This is a genomic window from Nocardia sp. XZ_19_385, from assembly GCF_015355755.1.
Taxonomy (GTDB): Bacteria; Actinomycetota; Actinomycetes; order Mycobacteriales; family Mycobacteriaceae; genus Nocardia.
Genome location: NZ_JACVEE010000002.1, coordinates 2,339,969 through 2,359,962, shown reverse-complemented (window position 1 = coordinate 2,359,962; position 19,994 = coordinate 2,339,969). Strand labels below are relative to the sequence as shown.

Genomic DNA, 19,994 nt, shown 5'->3' with positions numbered 1-19,994 from the left:
CTCAGGCCAGCTCGAGTTGGCGGGCGACGGCGACCGGGTCCACCGCGACAGCCTGCACTTCCAGCAGGCCGAGCAGGGCGGTGTCGGGGTCCTTGAGGCCGTTGCCGGTGACGGTGCAGACGACGGTGAGACCGGAATCCAGCCAGCCCTCCTTGCGCGCCGCGAGCACGCCGGCGACCGAAGCGGCCGAGGCGGGCTCGACGAAAACACCCTCGGTGGCGGCGACCAGGCGGTACGCCTCGAGGATTTCCTCGTCTGTGGCCGCGCGGAAGACGCCGCCGGACTGCTCCTTGGCCTCCATCGCGCCGTTCCAGGATGCGGGCGCGCCGATCCGGATGGCGGTGGCGATGGTCTCCGGGTTCGACACCGGGGCGCCGTTGACCAGCGGCGCGGCACCGGCGGCCTGCACGCCGAGCATGCGCGGCAGGCTCGTGGTGACGCCGTCGGCGTAGTACTCGCGGTAGCCGCGCCAGTACGCGGTGATGTTGCCGGCGTTGCCCACGGGCAGCGCGTGCACATCGGGGGCCTTGCCGAGCACGTCGCAGATCTCGAAGGCCGCGGTCTTCTGGCCTTCGATGCGGGCCGGGTTGACCGAGTTCACCAGGCCGACCTCGGGGAAGTCGGAGGTGACCTTGCGGGCCAGCTCGAGGCAGTCGTCGAAGTTGCCGTCCACCTGGATGATCTTGGCGCCGAGCATGACGGCCTGGGCCAGCTTGCCCATCGCGATCTTGCCCTGCGGGATCAGCACCGCGCAGCTCATGCCGGCGCGGGTGGCGTAGGCGGCGGCCGAGGCCGAGGTGTTACCGGTGGACGCGCACAGCACAGCCTTCTGACCGCGGTATTTCGCGTCGGTCATGGCCATGGTCATGCCACGGTCCTTGAAGGAACCGGTCGGGTTCGCGCCTTCGACCTTGAGGTACACCTCGCAGCCGGTCAGCTCCGACAGGTGCGGTGCGGGGACCAGCGGGGTGCCGCCCTCGAACAGGGTCACCGGCTCCCAGTCGGCCGCACCTTCGAGACGGTCACGGTATGCCGCAATCAGACCCGGCCAGCGCGAGTGCACTTTCGACTGCGGTGCGACGGGGATGCTCATTCCTCGGTGCCTTCCAATCTCAAAACGCTGGTCACGGATGTGACGGATTCCATCTCCGCCAGCGCGGCGACGGTGTCCGCGAGCGCCGATTCCAGGGCGTGGTGGGTGACCACGACCAGGCGCGCACCCTCGCCGTGCCCGGCCTGGCGGACGGTGGAGATGCTGACCCCGTGGTTGGCGAATTCACCCGCGACCTTGGCCAGGACGCCCGGGACGTCTTCGACCTGCAGGTTCACGTGGTAGCGGGCGGGTGTGTCGCCGATCGGCGCGATCGGTAGCTCAGCATAAACCGATTCGCCCGGAGCGCGGCCACCGTAGAACTTGTTGCGCGCGGCCATCACCAGATCGCCGAGCACCGCGGAGGCGGTCGGGGCGCCGCCGGCGCCCTGCCCGTAGAACATCAGGCGGCCGGCGTTCTCCGCCTCGACGACCACGGCGTTGAACGCGCCGGTGACCGCGGCGAGCGGGTGCTTGCGCGGGATCAGCGCCGGGTAGACGCGCACCGAGATGCGATCCTTGCCGCCCTCCGCCGCGGGCGGGTTCCCGGGCACACGTTCGCAGATGGCCAGCAGCTTGACCGTGCAATCCAGCGCGGAGGCGGTCTCCAGATCCTCGGAGGTGATCTTGGAGATGCCTTCACGGTAGACATCGGCGGCGGTCACGCGGGTGTGGAACGCCAGCGAGGCCAGGATCGCGGCCTTGGCGGCGGCGTCGTAGCCCTCGACGTCGGCGGTCGGATCGGCCTCGGCGTAACCCAGGCGGGTCGCTTCCTTGAGGGTGATCTCGTAGTCGGCGCCGGTCTCATCCATCGCGGACAGGATGAAGTTGGTGGTGCCGTTGACAATGCCGACCACCTTGTTCACCCGGTCGCCGGACAGCGACTGGATGAGCGGGCGCACCACCGGGATGGCGCCGGCGACGGCGGCCTCGAAGTACAGGTCGGCGCGATTGCGCTCCGCGGCGGCGGCGAGTTCGCCGGTGTAGTCGGCCAGCAGCGCCTTGTTCGCGGAGATCACGGACTTGCCCGCGTTCAGCGAAGCCAGGATCAGGCTGCGGGCCGGATCGATACCGCCCATGACCTCTACGACCAGGTCGACATCGGCACGCGCGACGAGCGCTTCGGCGTCGGTGGTCAGCAGTTCGGCCGGAAGCCCGCGGTCCCGCTCCAGGTTGCGCACGGCGACACCGCGCAGCACCACCGGAGCACCGACGCGCGACCGCAGGTCATCGGCGTGGTCCCGCAGAATCCGCACGACCTCGGTGCCGACATTGCCCATACCGAGCACCGCGACACCGATCGGACGATCGATGCCCCAGGTCTCGTTTCTCTGTTCGGTCACTGTTCCACCTCCAGGCTGAGCAAATCCGCCACCGTTTCCCGGCGCAGAATCAAACGCGGCTGACCATCCCGGACGGCGACGACCGCCGGACGGGTCAACTGGTTGTATCGGCTCGACATCGAATAGCAATACGCACCGGTCGCCGCGACGGCGATCAGATCGCCGGGGCCGACATCGGCGGGCATCCAGGTGTCGCGGATGACGATATCGCCGCTCTCGCAATGCTTTCCGACGACGCGCGCGACCACGGCGGGCGCGTCCGAGGACCGCGAAACCAGGCGGCAGTCGTAATCGGCCTGGTACAGCGCGGGCCGGATGTTGTCGCTCATGCCGCCGTCGACGCTGACGTAGCGGCGGCGGTTGCCGCCGTCGAGCGAGACGTCCTTGATGGTGCCGACCTCATAGAGGGTGACGGTGCCCGGGCCGGCGATGGCACGGCCCGGTTCCACCGCGATCTCCGGGGTGGGCAGACCAGCGTGTGCCGCTTCGGTCTCGACCAGGCCGCGCAGCTTGCGCGCGAACTCGTCCAGCGGCGGCGGATCATCGTTCGGCAGGTACGAAATACCAAGGCCGCCACCGAGATCCAGCGTCGCGATCTGCGCGGTGCGCTCCACGCCGAACTTCTCGATGGCTTCGCGCAGCAGGGCGAGCAGGCGGCGGGCGGCGATCTCGAAACCGTCGATCTCGAAGATCTGCGAGCCGATGTGCGAGTGCAGGCCGACCAGGCGCAGGTTGTCGGCGTCGAATACCCGGGCCAGCGCCTCCATGGCGTCGCCGCCGGAGATGGAGAAGCCGAACTTCTGATCCTCGTGCGCGGTCGAAATGTATTCGTGCGTATGGGCTTCCACGCCGACGGTGACGCGGATCAGGACATCCTGCACCACACCGGCCGCACCGGCGACGGCTTCCAGGCGCTCGATCTCGTACAGCGAGTCGAGCACCACGTGGCCCACGCCCGCGGCCACCGCGGCCTCGAGCTCGGCGACGGATTTGTTGTTGCCGTGCAACGCGATTCGCTCCGCCGGGAAACCCGCGTGCAGCGCGATGGCGAGTTCGCCGCCGGAGCACACGTCCAGGGACAGGCCCTCGTCGCGGATCCAGCGCGCGATCTCACCGCACAGGAAAGCCTTGGAGGCGTAGTGCACCCGGGCGTTCGGCCCGAAGGCGCGCACCATGTCGCGGCAGCGGGACCGGAAATCGTCCTCGTCCACCACGAACAGCGGGGTGCCGAACTGCTCGGCGAGGTCGGCCACGGGGACACCGGCCAGGCTGACCACACCGTCGTCGCCGCGAGAAGCGTTGCGGGGCCACACATTCGCGGGCAGCGCGATCATCTGCTTCGGATCGCTCGGGCGCTCCGGAAGATTCGGGGCGTGCGGGATTTCGGCATGCCGGGGTCCAGCGGGATGTGCGCCGCTCACTTCTGTTCCTTTCGGGGGTTCACGAGTGCGCGCGCGCACTTCGATAGGTGTGCGTTCACATCCGCTCCGGTGCGCTCACACCCAGCAGGGCGAGGCCGTTGGCCAGCACCTGACGGGTCGCCTTGACCAGCTGCAGCCGGGCGGCGTGGCGCGGGGTGACGGGTTCGTCGCCCTTGGGCAGCACGCGCATATCGTCGTCGGACTGGAACGGGTGGTAGGCGCCGGCCACTTCTTCCAGGTAGCGCACGACGCGGTGCGGTTCCCGCATGTCCGCGGCGGTGGCCACGACGCGGGGGAACTCGGCCAGGACGCCGATCAGCTTGGTCTCGCGTTCGGCGGTCAGCAGGCCGAGATCCACTGGCACCGAAGCGAATTCGAATTCCGCCGCGTTGCGGGTGATGCTGCAGGTGCGGGCGTGCGCGTACTGCACGTAGTAGACCGGGTTGACGCTTTCCTGCTTGGTCCACAGGTCCAGGTCGATATCGATGCTCGAGTTCACCGAGGAGCGCACCAGCGAATACCGCGAGGCGTCGACGCCGATGGCCTCCACCAGGTCGTCGAGCGTGATCACCGTGCCCGCGCGCTTGCTCATCTTCACGGCGGCGCCGTCTTTCACCAGGTTCACCATTTGGCCGATGAGCACCTCGACGGTGTCCGGGTTGTCGCCGAACGCCGCGGCGGCGGCCTTCAAACGGCCGATGTAGCCGTGGTGGTCCGCGCCCAGCATGTAGATGCACAGGTCGAAGCCGCGCGACCGCTTGTTCTGGAAGTAGGCGATGTCACCGGCGATGTAGGCCGAGGTGCCGTCGCTCTTGAGCACGACACGGTCCTTGTCGTCGCCGTACTCGGTGCTGGCGATCCACCAGGCGCCGTCCTTCTCGTACAGATTGCCCGAGGCCTTCAACTCCGCGACGGCGTTGTCGACCGCGCCGGAGGCGAACAGCGAGCTCTCGTTGAAGTAGACGTCGAAGTCGCAGCCGAAATCGTGCAACGTCTTCTTGATGTGGGCGAACATCATCTCGACGCCCTCGCCGCGGAACAGTTCGTGGCGTTCCTGCTCGGGCAGGCTCGCGGCGTCCGGGTGCTGCGCGACGATCGCGTCGGCGATCTCGGTGATGTAGGCGCCCGCATACCCGTCCTGCGGGGTTGGGGCGCCGGTCGCGGCTGCGACCAGGGAATTGGCGAACCGGTCGATCTGCGCGCCGGCGTCGTTGAAGTAGTACTCCCGGGTCACCGCTGCGCCCTGAGCGGACAGAATCCGGCCCAGCGCGTCACCGACGGCGGCCCAGCGGGTGCCGCCGAGGTGGATCGGGCCGGTCGGGTTCGCCGAGACGAACTCCAGGTTGATCTTGGTGCCGGTCAGCGACTCGCCAGTGCCGTAGCCGGCGCCCGCTTGCAGGATCTTCGCCACGATCGCGCCCTGCGCGGCAGCGGCCAGCCGGATGTTCAGGAAGCCCGGCCCGGCGACGTCCGCGGCGTCCACACCGTCGGCTTCGGCAAGGGCACTGGCAAGCCAGGTAGCGAGCTCGCGCGGGTTGGTTCCGACTTTCTTGGCAACCTGCATCGCCAAATTCGTGGCATAGTCACCGTGTTCCGGATTACGGGGGCGTTCCACACTGACCTCGTCGGGCAGGACCGCAGGGTCCAGTCCACGTTCGACAAGCACCTTCGCGGCGGTTGCGCGAAGGAGAGATGCAAGGTCAGCTGGAGTCACGAGTAACTATCCTATGGTCTGGGCAGGTGAACACCTTCGGGCGGGCACCGCGCAGCACTAGCGGAATCATCACGTCGAGAGAGCACAACGAGCGATGCCGAGTAGTAAGAGCGCCTCGAAATCGGCCAAGGCCGTCCGAGCCGCCGGGAAGGCTTCACCTTCCCTCCGCAAGGGGGGCGGCAGAGACCAAGTTCGACCCAAGCGCCAGATCCCGTGGCTGGCCATCGGTGCCGCCGCGGTAATCATCGCATTGGTCGGCGCCCTGGCCTACAGCCTGGTCCCGAAGTACCGCGAGCAGGCCGAGCTCGACAAATACACGCCGAGCGCGGAGAAGAAGGACCCGTCCGAGCAGATCCCGGGCGTGGTGAAGAAGGACTACGCCCAGGGCGCCGGCAAGCACATCCAGCCCACCCAGCGCGTGGCCTACGACACGACGCCGGCCTACGGCGGACCCCACGATTCGTCCTGGGCCGCCTGCACCGGTGTGGTGTACAGCAAGCCGATTCGCACCGAGAACGCGGTGCACTCGCTCGAGCACGGCGCGGTGTGGATCACCTACAACCCCGACAAGGTCGACGGGGCCGGGCTGGACGTCTTGAAGCGCAAGGTCGAGGGCAAGCAGTACACGATGATGTCGCCCTATCCCGGGCTGGAATCGGCGGTTTCGCTGCAGTCCTGGGGTCATCAGCTGAAGCTGGACGATCCGAACGACAAGCGCGTCGGGCAGTTCATCACCGCGCTGCGGCAGAACCCGTACGGCGTCTACCCCGAGATCGGCGCGGACTGCTCCAATCCGTACTTCGACCGGGACAACCCGGCGCCGTTCGATCCGGCGCCGCCGGGCCCGGACGCGGTTCCGGTGGACGGCACCGGCATCCCCACCGATCAGAGTGAGCTCGGCGGCGCCGGTCAGCCCACCATTCCCGGTGTGCCGAACATTCCGGGCCTGACCGGTGTGCCGACCGCACCTGCGGCGCCCATCGAACCCGTGGCACCCCCGGCGACGCAGTAGATGACGGCCGACAGCGAAACCGAGTCCGGATTCCGGACGCAGGTGCGGGGCCAGCGGACCGCACTGCTGGTCCTGGGCGTCATCGGGGCGATCCTGCTCGGTTTCGCCGTCGGCACCATGGCGCGCATCCCGCTGGACGGCGCGTCCGAACCCGATCCGGGCGCCGTCGACATCGGCTTCACCCAGGACATGTCCGCGCATCACGCGCAGGCGGTGGAAATGGCGGGCGTGGCATTGCTCCGCTCCACCGACAACGATGTGCGCCGGCTGGCCTACGACATCATGACCACCCAGCAGGCCCAGGTCGGCCGCATGCAGGGCTGGCTGCAGCTGTGGGGCAAGCCCGCCCAGAGCGTCGACGGCTATATGGCCTGGATGACCGAACCGTCCGCCGGACATCACGGCGGCGCGGCCACCGCCGCCCAGCACACCGGTCCGATGGCGACCATGCCCGGCATGGCCACCGCCGAAGAACTTGCCGCCCTGCGCCAGGCCCCCGAGCTGGACACCATGTTCCTGCGCCTGATGCTGCGCCACCACCAGGGCGGGCTGTCGATGATCCAGTACGCCGCCACACACGCGGAAACCACCGCCGTGCGCACGCTGGCGGAAACCATGGGCGGAACCCAGCAGAACGAAGCCCAGCTGATCACCCGCATGCTCACCACCCGCGGCGGCACCCCCCTCCCCCTCAACTGATCGCGAACTCCCCGGCCCGCCCTCCTTTTTGGCGGTAGGCCGGGGATGCGATACGCTTTCCCCGCCCGATCGGACGCCCTCCCGGCGCCCGATCGAGAACTATCCCGCCCTCGTAGCTCAGGGGATAGAGCGTCTGCCTCCGGAGCAGAAGGCCGCAGGTTCGATTCCTGCCGAGGGCACCGTTCCTCTCGTGCTTGGCTCATGCTCATCAAGAGCATGAGCCATTCTCGTTTCACTCGAATTTTGTGGGGGTGCAACCCCCACAACCCGCCCGGCGGGCTTCGCCCCCGGACCCCCGTTCACTTGCCGCGGATCACGGGCGGGCGGGGTCTGAGCTGATCAGCCTGCCCGGGGTCCGGCAGGGAGTCGATCCTCAGCCGCGTCCGAACCAGCGGCGCCAGCCGCGCCTAGCTGAAATGCTTTCGTCGGGCCAGCTCGGCGCCAGGTTGATGATGGCGAAAACTCTTCCGCCGCTGCGACTTACGCCCCGGCTCGGCCGCACCGACTGTTCCCCAACGCTGAATCCGTCTGGCTACGCCGATAAGCGACGGCGAGCGTCCGCGGTCGGCACGGGTCGGGTCGTCGCTGGCTATCAAGGCATCTTGGGGCTGTTGCCGACGTGTTGCTTGACCGGGGGTAGTGGGCGGGTTGAGATGGCGGGATGACACAGCAGTGGTGGCGGGAGTTGCCGCCGGCAGCGGGGGCGTTTGTTATGGCCACCGGGATTCTGTCGGTTGGCCTGCATCTCATGGATTTCGAGGTGGCGTCTTGGGTTACCCTCGCTCTCGCCGGCGGGGCGTGGGTGGTGTTGGCGGTCGACTTCGGGACTCGGTTGCTCGGGGATCACTCGCGTTGGGAGACCGAGGCTGCGACTGCGCCCGCGCTGACGGGGGTTGCTGCTACGACGGTGTTGGGGACTCGGCTGTCGTTGGCGGGGTGGCAGTGGGGGGCGGTGGTGTTGCTTGTGGTGGCGGTGGTGGCGTGGCCGGTGTTGCTGGGGTTTGTGGTTCGGCATTGGGGTAGGCGGATGCCGGGGGCCGCGTTTTTGGTTTGTGTTGCGACGCAGGGTGTTGCGGTGCTCGGTGCCACGCTGGCGCAGGCGGGGCGGGGTGGGTGGCTGATGTGGGTTGCGCTGGGGTTCTTCGGAGTTGGGATTCCGCTTTATGTGGTGGCGTTCGCGCATTTCGATGTCGCCCAGGTCTGGCGGGGGGCGGGGGATCAGTGGGTGGCGGCGGGGGCGCTGGCTATTTCTGCGCTCGCGGCTTCGAAACTCGCTGCGTGGCAACACTGGACGGGGGTTGGGCACACCGTGCTGCGGGTGGTCACGTTGGTTCTGCTCGGTCTCTGTCTGATGGGGTATGTCGTGTTGCTGGCGGCCGAGGTCTTCAACAAGCGGCCTGGTTACAACATCCGGCGCTGGGCGACCGTCTTTCCGCTCGGCATGACCGCGGTGGCTACCCTCTCCACCGCCGCCGCCCTGAAGATTCACCCGCTGCACGACCTCGGTGCGGTGCTGCTGGCGGGGGCCGCAGTCGTCTGGGTGATCGTCTTCGCGGAGCTGCTCTGGACATCGTGGGCGAAAACGCAGGGTTCTCGCGCGTGATCTATACCGAACTGCTCTTACCAAGTATCATTGCTTTGTCACGAAAGTGATGCCGAGCGGTGGGACGCCGCTGACACGACGCCCCACCTGGTGGGTTTACCTAGCCCGCACTCGGCGGACCAGGTAGATGATGATTACCCCGGCTGCTACGGCAACACTGACGTACGCGGTGCCGTAGCTGACCGGGGTCTCTCTCTCCCGGCGATGTTTCGCCATCCCCACCACCTCCTTCCTGGGCGCGATGTCAGACCAAGTCCATCGCCCCTCGGCAGGAGGTACAGCCACAATACGTCTTGGCTATGACAGAAGTCCTTGGAACAGAGCAGATTCCAGTGACTCGGTAGCTATTTCGACCAGTCGACCTGGTCCGCCATGGCGAGGAGACGGTCGCGGCGAGCTGGGCTGGTCTCGCCGACCCAGGAGATCAACCCGTAGACGTGGGCGCGGAAGTCGTTGTGGCCGTCGCGGTTCTGAGTGGCAGGGCCGGTGCGCAGGCAGTTGTGCAGGAGGGCGCGCAGGGCGTCGTAGCGGTCGCGTGGGACTGCGGGGTGGGTGTTGATGACCAGGCCCGCGAGGATCTGGCGCTGGTGCGGGCGGCGGATGCGGGTTTTGCCGGGGCGAATCGAGAAGCCTTCGGACTTCGCGATTTTGGTTGCCAGCCAGATGGTCCGACCCGGGTCGAGGTCGCTCTTACCGGAGATGGCCAGGTCGTCGGCGTAGCGGGTGTACACGAGACCATGCTGGGTCGCGTAACCGGCCAGACGGCGGTCCAAGCCGTGCGCGATGAGGTTGGCGAGGCGGGGTGAGGTCGGTGCGCCTTGCGGTAAGTGGCGGGCGCGCAGGAGGTTTCGCTGGTTGAAGTCGAGGGTGCGGAGTTCGGCGACCGGGGTGGCCGTGGTGCACAGGTCGGCCAGGACTTGGGCGACCGTGGGCGAATATCCGCAGGCTGCGAATACCGCACGGACTCGCGCGACGCCGATACTGGTGAAGAAATCGCGCAGGTCTACCCGGACAACGACTTCCGCGCCGGCGTGCGGTGCGGCGAAGGTTGTTGCACTGCGACCCTTTTCGAAGCCGTGACAGGCTGGGTGCGCCGGGATTTCGCTCAGCACGCGATGCAGGATGCGCCGCTGGATTTCGCGCAGGCGGACCTTCGGAGCCTCGACGAGGCGGACGCCGCTTGTTTTCGGCAGTTGCCGGTATCGATAGTGGGACAAGGGTTGTGCGGCACGACGGAGCCAGTTGCCGTGGTCGGCGAACCATTCGAGTTCGGCCGGTGTGACATTGAGCAACGCGCACAGCGCCGCGAGATCCGGAATGTCCACCGCACCGAAACGCGTACGCGCAGGCTGTGTTCGGGGAAGTTCATCGGCCAGCTCGTCGGCGGCGGGCGGAAGCGACACGACGATCGTCGCCAATTTCGGCAACTCCGCCAGGAGCCGTTGGAGAGTTCCGACCGGATCGAGTGGTTCGCTCGGCATCAAATCCGTGACCCGGCGCGCCAGTTCCTCGGCCCGGCCCGGTTCGACGATCTCCGCGAATGCCTCGGCCAGGTTCGACCGGCTCCACTCCGCACCGAGGAACTCGAAGGAGTAGGCCAGTTCCCGGGCCAGATCGGGCGGAACAGCACCGCTCATGAACGGAGAAATGCGACGGCGGCGAGGCGACCAGAACCCTTCGTCCTTCGTACCAAGATGCACGCGGAGCGTGCCCTGTGGTTTCGGACGCTGTGCCCAACTGACCTGCCTGACCCAGGGGTTACCCCTGAGACGGGTCGCATCGACCCACACTCGCCTCGCCGCTGTCGCACCGGAATACCCTGGCACACCCTGCACTCCGAGTCACCTCGGAGCTGCAGGCCTAGAGCGAGCGGCGGGAATCGAACCCACGTAAACGGCTTTGCAGACCGCTGCCTAAACCTCTCAGCCACGCCCGCCTCGCCTATCACTATCCCGTTTCGCGACACCGCGGCCCACAGTTGCGCTCACCGTGATTCGATTCCCGGATCGGCATGGAATGATCGGGTCCATGTCCCGGCCACGCCCGCTTCCGCTCGACCCGATCGAGGAGGCACACCGTCAGTGGGTCGGCCACGGCTGGGGCGCGGTGGCCGACGGCATGGCCGCAGTGACGTCTCTGGTGCGCGCGCAGCAAATTGTGATGGCCCGGGTCGACGAAGCGCTCAAACCAACCGGTCTGACTTTCTCGCGCTACGAACTGCTCGCCCTGCTGAGCTTCAGCAAGACCGGCGCGCTGCCGATGGCCAAGGCCAGCGCGCGCCTGCAGGTGCACCCCACCAGCGTCACCAACACCGTGGATCGCCTGGAGGCGGCACAGCTGGTGCAACGCGTTCCGCATCCCAGCGACCGCCGAGCCACCCTCATCGAAATCACCGAGGCGGGCCGGAAACTCGTCGCCGAGGCGACCGGGGAACTCAACGCGAAGGTGTTCGCCCAGCCCGGCCTGCCCCCGGATCGCCTGCACACCCTGTTGCAACTGCTCGCGGAATTCCGGCACGCCGCCGGTGATTTCGATACCGGCGACGAGCAGGCCCGCTGGACCGCTCGAGATCATTGACCGGCAATCGAACTGGACAGTCCCCTACGCGGCCGGATCGGCGTGTCCATAACGTTCCGGCATCCAACTAGCGAATTCCGCGGGCGCGCACCTTGGCAGCAGCCCGGAAAAGGTCCACCATGGAGCGCATGGTGCTGGTCTTGGGGGTATCGGCAGGCGCTGGTGGCGCCCGCGCGGTATTGACACATTCCGATCAGCCACATCTCCCGCCGATCGACCGCTGCCGCGTGCCCCGCCGGGCCGGCGGCGGAGTCGAAGAAGCCGTCTTCGAAGCGATCCGGCAGATGCGCCGATCGGCCGACCGGCGCGACGAACTCATCACCGGAACCGCGGTGACCTGCCGCTGCCCGCTGCACGCCGACGCCATCCGGGCCGCCGCGGGTTCCACGCCCCTCACCATCGTCTCCGAACCCGTTGCACAGCTGCGCTATCTGCGTTTCACCGGCCAGCTGCCCGAGGACGGCACGGTGCTGCTCTACGACCTCGGCAGTTCCGGCCTGACCATCACGCACTCGGACTGCCGCACCGATTCCGTACTGTCCAGCAAACGCAGCACGGTGCTCGGCGGCGATGGTTTCGACGCGCTGCTGCGCTGGCAGCTGGCGCGGGACGGCGTCCTCACCGACAAGATCACCTGCCGCCGGCACCGCGAGGCGCTCAGCGTCGACCGCGTGGTCACCGCGATGGACGACAATTCCGGCGGCCGCGCGGTGCTCACCCGCAGCGATATCGCCGAGCTGTGCGCCGCGGGCATCCACCATTCGGTGTCCTTCGTGCACCAGACGATCGAGCAGACCGAGACGCCGCCCGGAGCCATCGTGTTGCTGGGTGGTTGCGTCCGCAGTCCGAGCATCCAGGAAACGCTCGCCGAACTCATCGATCTGCCGATGATCTACGACCCGGAGCCCGAGGCGGTTTCGTCCCGTGGTGCGGTGCTGCTCGCCACCGGACGTCCGGCCGCGGAGCTGCGCACCACTCGCGCCAAACTGAGCGACCTCACCCCGGCGACCGTCGACCGCCGCAAACTCATTGCCGCACTTGCCGTCACAGCCGCGCTCGGCGCCACCATCGCGGGCGTACTGGCGATGGACCGCGATTCGTCCTCCAGCCACGACGGCACCCCACCCACCCCGGTCGAGGTCGTGGGCATTCCGCCGGTGGATTCCTTCCGATAGCTCCTTCCGCGCGCCGAACGGCAACCAGCACTATTTGCTATTAGTTTGCTGCGTATGCCTGAAGAAAAGGTGCGCTAGCCATGGCGTGGACACGCAGACAGATCCTGGCCGCGGGTGCGATGTTCGGCGCTACGGCCACGCTCGGTACGACCGCGGGACGCGCCACCGGCGCGCCTGGGCCCCATCGCGATACCGCCCTGTGGGACCGCTGCCTGAGCAGCGCCCGCGACATCCTCACCCTCGACGAGAACCACAACGACCTGAAGACCGGTTACCTGCGCAGCCTCATCGACGGGCCGCGCATCACGACGACCCCGAAGCAGGTGCTGGTGGTCGGCGCGGGCATCGCCGGGCTGAGCGCGGCTCGAATCCTGCAACGCGCCGGGCACGAGGTCACTGTGCTGGAGGCCGCGCGGGATCGAGTGGGCGGGCGCTGCAAGACATTTCGCGGCATGTGGGCCGACAGCACCTTGCATGCGGAGGCCGGCGCGATGCGGCTGCCGTCACAGCACGTGCTGGTCTCGGCCCTCGCCGACGACCTCGGGTTGCGGCGGCGGCCGTTCCATCTGATCGATGTCGCGGCCGAGCACGCGGCCGGTCCCCCGCTGGCGCCGCGGGTGGAATACGTCTCCTCGTCCGACCCCGGCGACACCTGGACAGGCGTGGGCCCCGACATCGCCTATGTCCCACCGAAACCGGTCGGGAACCGGCCGATCACCGTCAACGGCGTCACCGCCGCCAAATCCGCGTACCTGACCGGCCCGTCCGCGGTGCATTCGAGTTTCGGAGTCACCGGTGATCTGCTGCGCCGCACGGCCCGCGCCATGCTCGACGAGGCCCTGCTTCCGCTGACACAGCTCTACGCCGCGGTCCATCAGCAGAGCGAACCGTCGCGGTCGGCCACCGAATCCCGCGCGGAGGCTCTGGCCGACCTGCTCTACCGCTACGACAACTACTCACTGCGCCGCTGGCTGGTGGAAGAGGCGGGCTGGAACGAGGCGGATATCGACGCCGTCGGCACCATCGAGAACCTGACCTCACGACTCCCCCATGCCCTGCTGCACCAGCTCGGCACGTCTGCGGATCTGGCTCCCACCAACACTTTCTGGGAACTGACCGGGGGCACGGACACCCTCACCACCGCATTGGCGGCCGAGTTGACGCCCGGCACGATCGTGCAGGACCGCCGCCTGATCGAGGCCGACACCTCCGGCTCCGGCGTGCGCCTGATCTGCACCAGTCAGGACGGCGACCCGCTGGATCCCGACGATCGCCACGAGTACACCGCCGACGCCGCGATCATCACGGTGCCGTTCACCGGTCTGCGGTACGTCGGATTCACACCGCAGTTGTCACCGGACAAGCGCCGGGCCATCGCCGAACTGCACTACGACGCGGCCACCAAAGTGCTGCTGGAATTCGACGACCGCTGGTGGGGACCGAGTGTCGGCGGCGGCGCGGTCTCCGACCAGGCGAACCGGTTCACCTATTTTCCCTCGCACACCCCGCCGGGTTCGGCCGGTGGAATCGTCCTCGCGTCCTACACCTGGGCCGACGACGCCACCGCCTGGGACGCCGTCCCGCCCGACCAGCGCCCCGGCCGCGCCCTCGACGGTCTACTGGATACCTTTGTCCCCCACGGAATTTCCGCCGAATCGATCACCGGCTCCTATACCGGTCACTGGGCCACCGAATCCTGGATGACCGAGCCGCTGGCCTCCGGCGAGGCGGCGGTGTTCATGCCGGGTCAGGCCGCGGAATTGAGCGCCGCGATCCGTGTCCCCGAAGCCGGCGGCCGCCTGCTCTTCGCCGGTGACCACACCAGCCACAAGCACGCCTGGATCGAAGGCGCGCTGGAATCGGCCTGCCGGGCCGCCGCCGAAATCGGGGGGCTGCAAACAGCCGCGGCACCGCCATTGTGAATGGCGGTGCCGCAGTTGGATTTTCGCGAAGGTCAGCGGTGGTTGAAGTCCGCCGGCCGCTTCTCGACGAAGGCGGTCATGCCTTCCTTCTGGTCCTCGGTGGCGAACAGCGAGTGGAAGACGCGGCGTTCGAAGCGCAGGCCCTCGCCGAGGGTGGTTTCGAAGGAGCGGTTCACGGCTTCCTTGGCGATCATGGCCGAGGGCAATGACATCGAGGCGATGGTTTCGGCGACCTCGAGGGCGGTGGCGACCAGGTCGGCGGCCGGAACAATGCGCGAGACCAGGCCCGCGCGCTCGGCTTCCGCGGCGTCCATGTTGCGGCCGGTGAGGATCAGGTCCATGGCCTTGGCCTTGCCGACGGCGCGGGTGAGGCGCTGCGAGCCGCCCATGCCGGGGATGACACCGAGCTTGATCTCGGGCTGGCCGAACTTGGCGGTGTCGGCGGCGAGCAGGATGTCGCACATCATGGCCAGTTCACAGCCGCCGCCGAGGGCATAACCGGCGACCGCAGCGATGAGGGGCTTACGGAAGGCGGTCAGACGGTCCCAGCCGGCGAAATGGTCGGTGAGGAACATGTCCATGTAGGACTTGGTCTGCATTTCCTTGATGTCCGCGCCCGCGGCGAAGGCCCGCTCGGAGCCGGTAAGGACGACCGCGCCGATCTCGTTGTCGTTCTCGAGCTCGTCGAGGGCGGCCGAGATATCGGCGAGGACCTGCGAGTTCAGCGCATTGAGGGCCTTCGGCCGGTTCAGCGTGATGAGGGCGACGCGGCCCTTACGCTCCAGCAGAATGGTCTCGAAGTCACTCACGCCTGTTCTCCCTCGGATCGCTTACGGATATCGGTGACGATAGCCGAGAAGTCCTTGCCCGATTCCGCCTGGTTGAACCGGTTGTAGATCTCCGCAGCGAGCTGACCGACCTGACCGTCGACGCCATTGGCCTGCAGCGCGTTCGCGGCCAGGGTCAGGTCCTTGGTCATGAGCGCGGTGGCGAAGCCGGGCTGGTAGTCGTTGTTGGCCGGGCTGGCCGGGACCGGGCCGGGCACCGGGCAGTAGCTGGTCAGCGCCCAGGACTGGCCGGAGGCGGTGGAGACCACGTCGAAGAACTTCTCGTGGGTCAGGCCCAGCTTCTCGCCGAGCACAATGGCCTCCGACAGCGCGACCATGGAGATGCCGAGCAGCATGTTGTTGCAGATCTTGGCGGCCTGGCCGACGCCGGAGTCACCGCAGTGCACCACCTTGCCGCCCATGACCTCCAGCACGGCGAGGCCGTCGGCGAAGGCATCGGCCGCGCCGCCGACCATGAAGGTCAGCGTGCCCGCGGCCGCGCCCGCGACGCCACCGGAGACCGGCGCGTCCAGGACTCGATGTCCCGCTGCCACAGCACGTTCCGCCGCTTCCTTGGCATCGGCGACATCGATGGTGGAGCAATCGATGAACAGCGTGCCGGGGTTGGCGGCCGCCAGCACCTCCCCGTAGACATCGAGGACCAGCTTGCCGTTGGGCAGCATGGTGATCACGATGTCGCGGCCGGTGGCGGCGGCGACGGCCGAATCCACCACGGTGGCACCGTCATTGCGCGCCTGCACCTGCGCGGCCGGTACCGGGTCGAAGGCGAGCACCTCGTAGCCCGCCTTGACCAGGTTGGCGGCCATCGGGCCGCCCATATGGCCGAGGCCCAGGAAGCCGATCTTCTTGCTCATTCGCTCAACCCCAGTTCCTTGTCGCCCAATTCGGCGAAGTACGCGTCGACCTGCGCCTCGGTCACCTCGGTCAGCGTCGCGGGAGACCATTGCGGGTTACGGTCCTTGTCGATCACCTGGGCGCGGATGCCCTCGACGAGATCGTGCGAGGACAACGAGGCGATGGAGACGCGGTATTCCTCGTTCAGCACCGCCTCCAGGCTCGGCAGGTCGCGCGCGGTACGCAGCGAACGCAGCGTGACCTTCAGTGCCACCGGCGATTTCGAGAGCACATCGACGGCGGCCTGGTTCGCTTCCGGCGCATCGCTTGCCTGCAAACGGGCGACGATCTCCTCGACGGTGTCCGCGTTGTAGCAAGCGTCGATCCACGCCTGCCGGGCGATCAGACCGGATTCCGGTGCGGCCGTGGCGAATTTGGCGATGGCGATCTCGGCGGTCTCGGTCCGCAGCGTATCCAGCAGCGCCGGAATGTTTTCCGAGGCCACGTAGTAGTCCGCGAACCCGGCGGCGATGGCGTCGCCCGCGGTCATCCGGGCGGTGGTGAGCGCGACATGCGTGCCGAGCTCGCCCGGTGTACGCGAAAGCAGGTAGGTGCCACCGACATCCGGGATGAAACCGATCCCGACCTCGGGCATACCGATCTTGGAGCGTTCGGTGACGATGCGGTGGCTGCCGTGCCCGGACAGGCCGACGCCGCCGCCCATCACGATGCCGTCCATGACGACCAGGTACGGCTTCGGGTAGCTGCCGATCAGCGCGTTGAGGATGTACTCGTCGCGCCAGAACACGCCGGTCGGCGAATCCGCGTCGGCGGCACCGGACTTGGCGTCGTGGTGGATGGCGACGATATCGCCGCCCGCGCACAGCCCACGCTCCCCCGCACCGGTGACGACGACCGTGCGTACCTCGTCGTCGGTGGCCCAGGCGCGTAGTGCGGCCAGAATCTCCAGCGCCATCGCATGATTCAGCGCGTTGATGGCCTTCGGCCGATTCAGCGTGATCAAGCCCAGCCCGTCGCGCTTGTCGATCAGGACCTCGGCGGTACCTTCTGTTCGCTCGCTCATGCCGCTCCTACCACTGAGCGGGCGACAACCACCCGCATGATTTCGTTGGTGCCCTCGAGGATCTGATGCACGCGCAGGTCCCGGACGATCTTCTCCAGCCCGTATTCCGCCAGATAGCCATACCCGCCGTGCAACTGCAGCGCCTTGTTCGCCACCTCGAAACCGGCGTCGGTCGCGAATCGCTTCGCCATGGCGCACAATTCGACCTTGTCCGGCGCGTCGGCGTCGAGCGCTCCCGCGGCCCGCCACAGTAGCGTCCGGGCCGCCTCCAGTTCCGTGCGCATATCCGCCAGCTGGAACTGCAGCGCCTGATTTTTCAGCAGCGCCTGCCCGAAAGCGTTGCGCTGGGCCAGGTACGGCACGGTCTTGTCGAGCGCCGCCTGTGCGCCGCCGACCGAGCAGGCCGCGATATTCAGCCGCCCGCCGTTGAGCCCGTTCATGGCGATCCGGAAACCGTCGCCCTCGGCGCCGAGCCGGTTCGCGGCGGGGACGCGAGCGTCCTCCAGGATCACCTGACGGGTCGGCTGCGCGTTCCAGCCCATCTTCCGTTCGTTCGGACCGACCGACAGGCCGGGCGTATCGGCGGGCACGATGAACGCCGAAATACCGCGCGCGCCTTGCTCTCCCGTGCGCACCATCAGCACGTAGACGTCGTTGGCGCCCGCACCGGAGATGAATTGCTTGGCGCCGTTGAGGATGTAGTCGTCCCCGTCGCGCACCGCCTTGGTGCTCAGCGCCGCCGCGTCGGAACCGACGCCCGGCTCGGTCAGTGCGTAGCTGGCCAGCTGTTCCATCGAAGTCAGCTGCGGCAGCCACCGATTGCGTTGCCGCTCATCGCCGTAACTGTCGATCATCCACGCCGCCATGTTGTGGATGGAGATGTAGGCGGCGATGGCAGGGCAGCCGGTGGCCAGCTGCTCGAAGATGCGCACGGCGTCCAGGCGGCGCAGTCCCGAGCCGCCGACATCCTCGCCGACGTAGATGCCACCGAGCCCGAGCGGCCCGGCTTTGCGCAGTACGTCTACCGGAAAGTGCTTCTGCTCATCCCATTCCAGCGCGTTCGGCGCCAGGAACTCGTCGGCGAAGCCGCGCGCGGTGTCGCGGATCGCCTTCTCGTCGTCATCCAGTTCGAACATGGGTCAGTCCATCGTCGGGATGACGAACGCGTTGGACTCCTTCATGCCGGAAGGCCAGCGCTGGGTGACGGTCTTGGTCTTGGTGTAGAAGCGGATGGAATCCGGGCCGTGCTGATTCAGATCGCCGAAGCCGGAACGCTTCCAGCCACCGAAGGTGTGATAGGCGATCGGCACCGGGATCGGCACGTTGATGCCGACCATGCCGACCTGCACGCGCGCCGCGAAATCGCGGGCGGTGTCACCGTCGCGGGTGAAAATGGCGACGCCGTTGCCGTATTCGTGCTCGTTGGCCAGGCGCAGGGCCTCTTCGTACTCCTTGGCGCGCACGATGGCGAGCACTGGGCCGAAGATCTCCTCTTTATAGATCCGCATCTCGGCGGTGACGTTGTCGAAAAGCGTTGCGCCGGCGAAGTAGCCGTCCTCGCCGCCCTCGACGGTCAGCCCGCGTCCGTCGATGACCAGCTCGGCCCCCTCATCGATGCCGATCTGAACATAGGAGTTGACGCGGTCCACACCGTCCCGGCCGACCAGGGGGCCGAAGTCGGCGCCCGGGTCGTCGGAGCGGCCGACATTGAGCTTGTTCACGCGCTCGATCAGCTTCGCGCGCAGGCGATCCGCGGTCTCCTCGCCGACCGGCACCGCCACCGAGATCGCCATGCAGCGCTCGCCCGCGGAGCCGTAGCCCGCGCCGATCAGCTGGTCGGCGACGTCGTCGAGATCGGCGTCGGGCATCACGATGGCGTGGTTCTTGGCGCCGCCGAAGCACTGCGCGCGCTTGCCGTTCGCGGAGGCGGTCTCGTAGATGTACTGCGCGATCGGGGTGGAGCCGACGAAGCCGACCGCCTTGATGCGCGGGTCGTGCAGCAGCGTGTCGACGGCTTCCTTGTCACCGTTGATCACGTTGAACACACCGGCCGGCAGACCGGCCTGCAGGAATAGTTCGGCCAGGCGCAGCGGCACCGAGGGGTCGCGCTCGGACGGCTTGAGGATGAAGGCGTTGCCGGTGGCCAGCGCCGGACCGGCCTTCCACAGCGGAATCATGGCCGGGAAGTTGAACGGGGTGATGCCCGCGACCACACCGAGCGGCTGCCGCATGGAGTACACGTCGATGCCGGTGCCGGCCGATTCGGTGTACTCACCCTTGAGCAGATGCGGGATGCCGCAAGCGAATTCGATCACCTCGAGGCCGCGCTGGATATCGCCCTTGGCGTCGGCGATGGTCTTGCCGTGCTCCGAGGAGAGCAGCGCGGCCAGCGAATCCATCTCGTCCTGCACCAGCGTCAGGAACTTCATCAGCACCCGGGCCCGCTTCTGCGGGTTGAACGCGGCCCACACCTGCTGCGCCGCTTCGGCGTTCGCGATCGCCGCTTCGACCTCGGACTTGCTCGCCAGCGGCACCCGGGCCTGCACCTGGCCGATGTTCGGATCGAACACGTCGCCGAAGTTGCCGGAGGTGCCGGGGACGTGCTGCCCACCGATGAAGTGCGTGAGTTCGCGAACCATGCCAGTCCTGTCTCGTAAGTCGACGCTGTTCAG

General features: G+C 67.6%; 16 protein-coding genes and 2 tRNA genes. 7 read left to right on the top strand and 11 right to left on the bottom strand.

The window, feature by feature from the left end; translation table 11 throughout:
* Nucleotide 1: 1 nt before the first annotated feature.
* The 4 genes from thrC to argS are packed head-to-tail and all read right to left on the bottom strand — an operon-like array spanning nucleotide 2 to nucleotide 5,568.
* Nucleotides 2–1,093 (bottom strand): threonine synthase, encoded by a 1,092-nt coding sequence (thrC, locus tag IBX22_RS23390; protein ID WP_194817626.1) that lies wholly within the window; start codon nucleotides 1,091–1,093, stop codon nucleotides 2–4.
* On the bottom strand, nucleotides 1,090–2,433 hold the full coding sequence (locus tag IBX22_RS23385; RefSeq protein WP_194817625.1) for a homoserine dehydrogenase: 1,344 nt from the start codon (nucleotides 2,431–2,433) through the stop codon (nucleotides 1,090–1,092). Before IBX22_RS23385 ends, thrC begins: the two co-directional genes overlap by 4 nt.
* The gene (gene lysA / locus IBX22_RS23380; RefSeq protein WP_194817624.1) at nucleotides 2,430–3,854 is read right to left on the bottom strand and encodes a diaminopimelate decarboxylase; all 1,425 of its coding nucleotides are present in this window, start codon (nucleotides 3,852–3,854) and stop codon (nucleotides 2,430–2,432) included. The genes IBX22_RS23385 and lysA overlap by 4 nt, the downstream gene beginning before the upstream one ends.
* Nucleotides 3,855–3,909: 55 nt before the next feature.
* Nucleotides 3,910–5,568, bottom strand: a complete 1,659-nt coding sequence (argS, locus tag IBX22_RS23375) for an arginine--tRNA ligase (protein WP_194817623.1) — start codon at nucleotides 5,566–5,568, stop codon at nucleotides 3,910–3,912.
* 94 nt (nucleotides 5,569–5,662) lie between these two features.
* Between argS and IBX22_RS23370 the strand changes: the two genes are divergently transcribed.
* The 4 genes from IBX22_RS23370 (at nucleotide 5,663) to IBX22_RS23355 (ending at nucleotide 8,882) form a co-directional block, all read left to right on the top strand.
* Nucleotides 5,663–6,580: a DUF3105 domain-containing protein gene (locus IBX22_RS23370; RefSeq protein WP_194817622.1), complete on the top strand. Its 918-nt coding sequence runs from the start codon at nucleotides 5,663–5,665 to the stop codon at nucleotides 6,578–6,580.
* Nucleotides 6,581–7,279 carry a DUF305 domain-containing protein gene (locus tag IBX22_RS23365; RefSeq protein WP_194817621.1) on the top strand — a complete coding sequence of 233 codons (699 nt, stop codon included), beginning with the start codon at nucleotides 6,581–6,583 and terminating at the stop codon, nucleotides 7,277–7,279.
* A gap of 106 nt (nucleotides 7,280–7,385) precedes the next feature.
* A tRNA-Arg gene (locus tag IBX22_RS23360) sits at nucleotides 7,386–7,458 on the top strand.
* A gap of 482 nt (nucleotides 7,459–7,940) precedes the next feature.
* Nucleotides 7,941–8,882: a tellurite resistance/C4-dicarboxylate transporter family protein gene (locus IBX22_RS23355; protein ID WP_194817620.1), complete on the top strand. Its 942-nt coding sequence runs from the start codon at nucleotides 7,941–7,943 to the stop codon at nucleotides 8,880–8,882.
* 344 nt (nucleotides 8,883–9,226) lie between these two features.
* Here the strand turns inward: IBX22_RS23355 and IBX22_RS23350 are convergent, their stop codons facing one another.
* Together IBX22_RS23350 and IBX22_RS23345 are read right to left on the bottom strand one after the other, a co-directional pair.
* Nucleotides 9,227–10,519, bottom strand: a complete 1,293-nt coding sequence (locus IBX22_RS23350; protein WP_194817619.1) for a reverse transcriptase family protein — start codon at nucleotides 10,517–10,519, stop codon at nucleotides 9,227–9,229.
* Between the two features lie 227 nt (nucleotides 10,520–10,746).
* A tRNA-Cys gene (locus IBX22_RS23345) sits at nucleotides 10,747–10,818 on the bottom strand.
* Nucleotides 10,819–10,910: 92 nt separating this feature from the next.
* Here IBX22_RS23345 and IBX22_RS23340 point away from each other — a divergent pair.
* The 3 genes from IBX22_RS23340 (at nucleotide 10,911) to IBX22_RS23330 (ending at nucleotide 14,556) form a co-directional block, all read left to right on the top strand.
* Nucleotides 10,911–11,459 (top strand): MarR family winged helix-turn-helix transcriptional regulator, encoded by a 549-nt coding sequence (locus tag IBX22_RS23340; protein ID WP_194817618.1) that lies wholly within the window; start codon nucleotides 10,911–10,913, stop codon nucleotides 11,457–11,459.
* 128 nt (nucleotides 11,460–11,587) lie between these two features.
* Nucleotides 11,588–12,634 carry an Hsp70 family protein gene (locus IBX22_RS23335; protein WP_194817617.1) on the top strand — a complete coding sequence of 349 codons (1,047 nt, stop codon included), beginning with the start codon at nucleotides 11,588–11,590 and terminating at the stop codon, nucleotides 12,632–12,634.
* 80 nt (nucleotides 12,635–12,714) lie between these two features.
* Nucleotides 12,715–14,556: an FAD-dependent oxidoreductase gene (locus IBX22_RS23330; protein WP_305082262.1), complete on the top strand. Its 1,842-nt coding sequence runs from the start codon at nucleotides 12,715–12,717 to the stop codon at nucleotides 14,554–14,556.
* Between the two features lie 32 nt (nucleotides 14,557–14,588).
* Here IBX22_RS23330 and IBX22_RS23325 read toward each other — a convergent pair whose 3' ends face one another.
* From IBX22_RS23325 to IBX22_RS23305, 5 genes are read right to left on the bottom strand one after another with little or no spacing between them, the layout of a single operon-like run.
* Complete coding sequence (locus IBX22_RS23325) at nucleotides 14,589–15,365, bottom strand: enoyl-CoA hydratase (protein WP_194817616.1); 777 nt, start codon at nucleotides 15,363–15,365, stop codon at nucleotides 14,589–14,591.
* Complete coding sequence (gene mmsB, locus IBX22_RS23320) at nucleotides 15,362–16,258, bottom strand: 3-hydroxyisobutyrate dehydrogenase (RefSeq protein WP_194817615.1); 897 nt, start codon at nucleotides 16,256–16,258, stop codon at nucleotides 15,362–15,364. The genes IBX22_RS23325 and mmsB overlap by 4 nt, the downstream gene beginning before the upstream one ends.
* Entirely contained in the window at nucleotides 16,255–17,322 is a 1,068-nt protein-coding gene (locus IBX22_RS23315; RefSeq protein ID WP_194817614.1) for an enoyl-CoA hydratase/isomerase family protein, read from the bottom strand. The genes mmsB and IBX22_RS23315 overlap by 4 nt, the downstream gene beginning before the upstream one ends.
* On the bottom strand, nucleotides 17,319–18,458 hold the full coding sequence (locus tag IBX22_RS23310; RefSeq protein ID WP_194817613.1) for an acyl-CoA dehydrogenase family protein: 1,140 nt from the start codon (nucleotides 18,456–18,458) through the stop codon (nucleotides 17,319–17,321). The genes IBX22_RS23315 and IBX22_RS23310 overlap by 4 nt, the downstream gene beginning before the upstream one ends.
* A gap of 3 nt (nucleotides 18,459–18,461) precedes the next feature.
* Nucleotides 18,462–19,961 (bottom strand): CoA-acylating methylmalonate-semialdehyde dehydrogenase, encoded by a 1,500-nt coding sequence (locus IBX22_RS23305; RefSeq protein ID WP_194817612.1) that lies wholly within the window; start codon nucleotides 19,959–19,961, stop codon nucleotides 18,462–18,464.
* Between the last annotated feature and the right edge of the window lie 33 nt (nucleotides 19,962–19,994).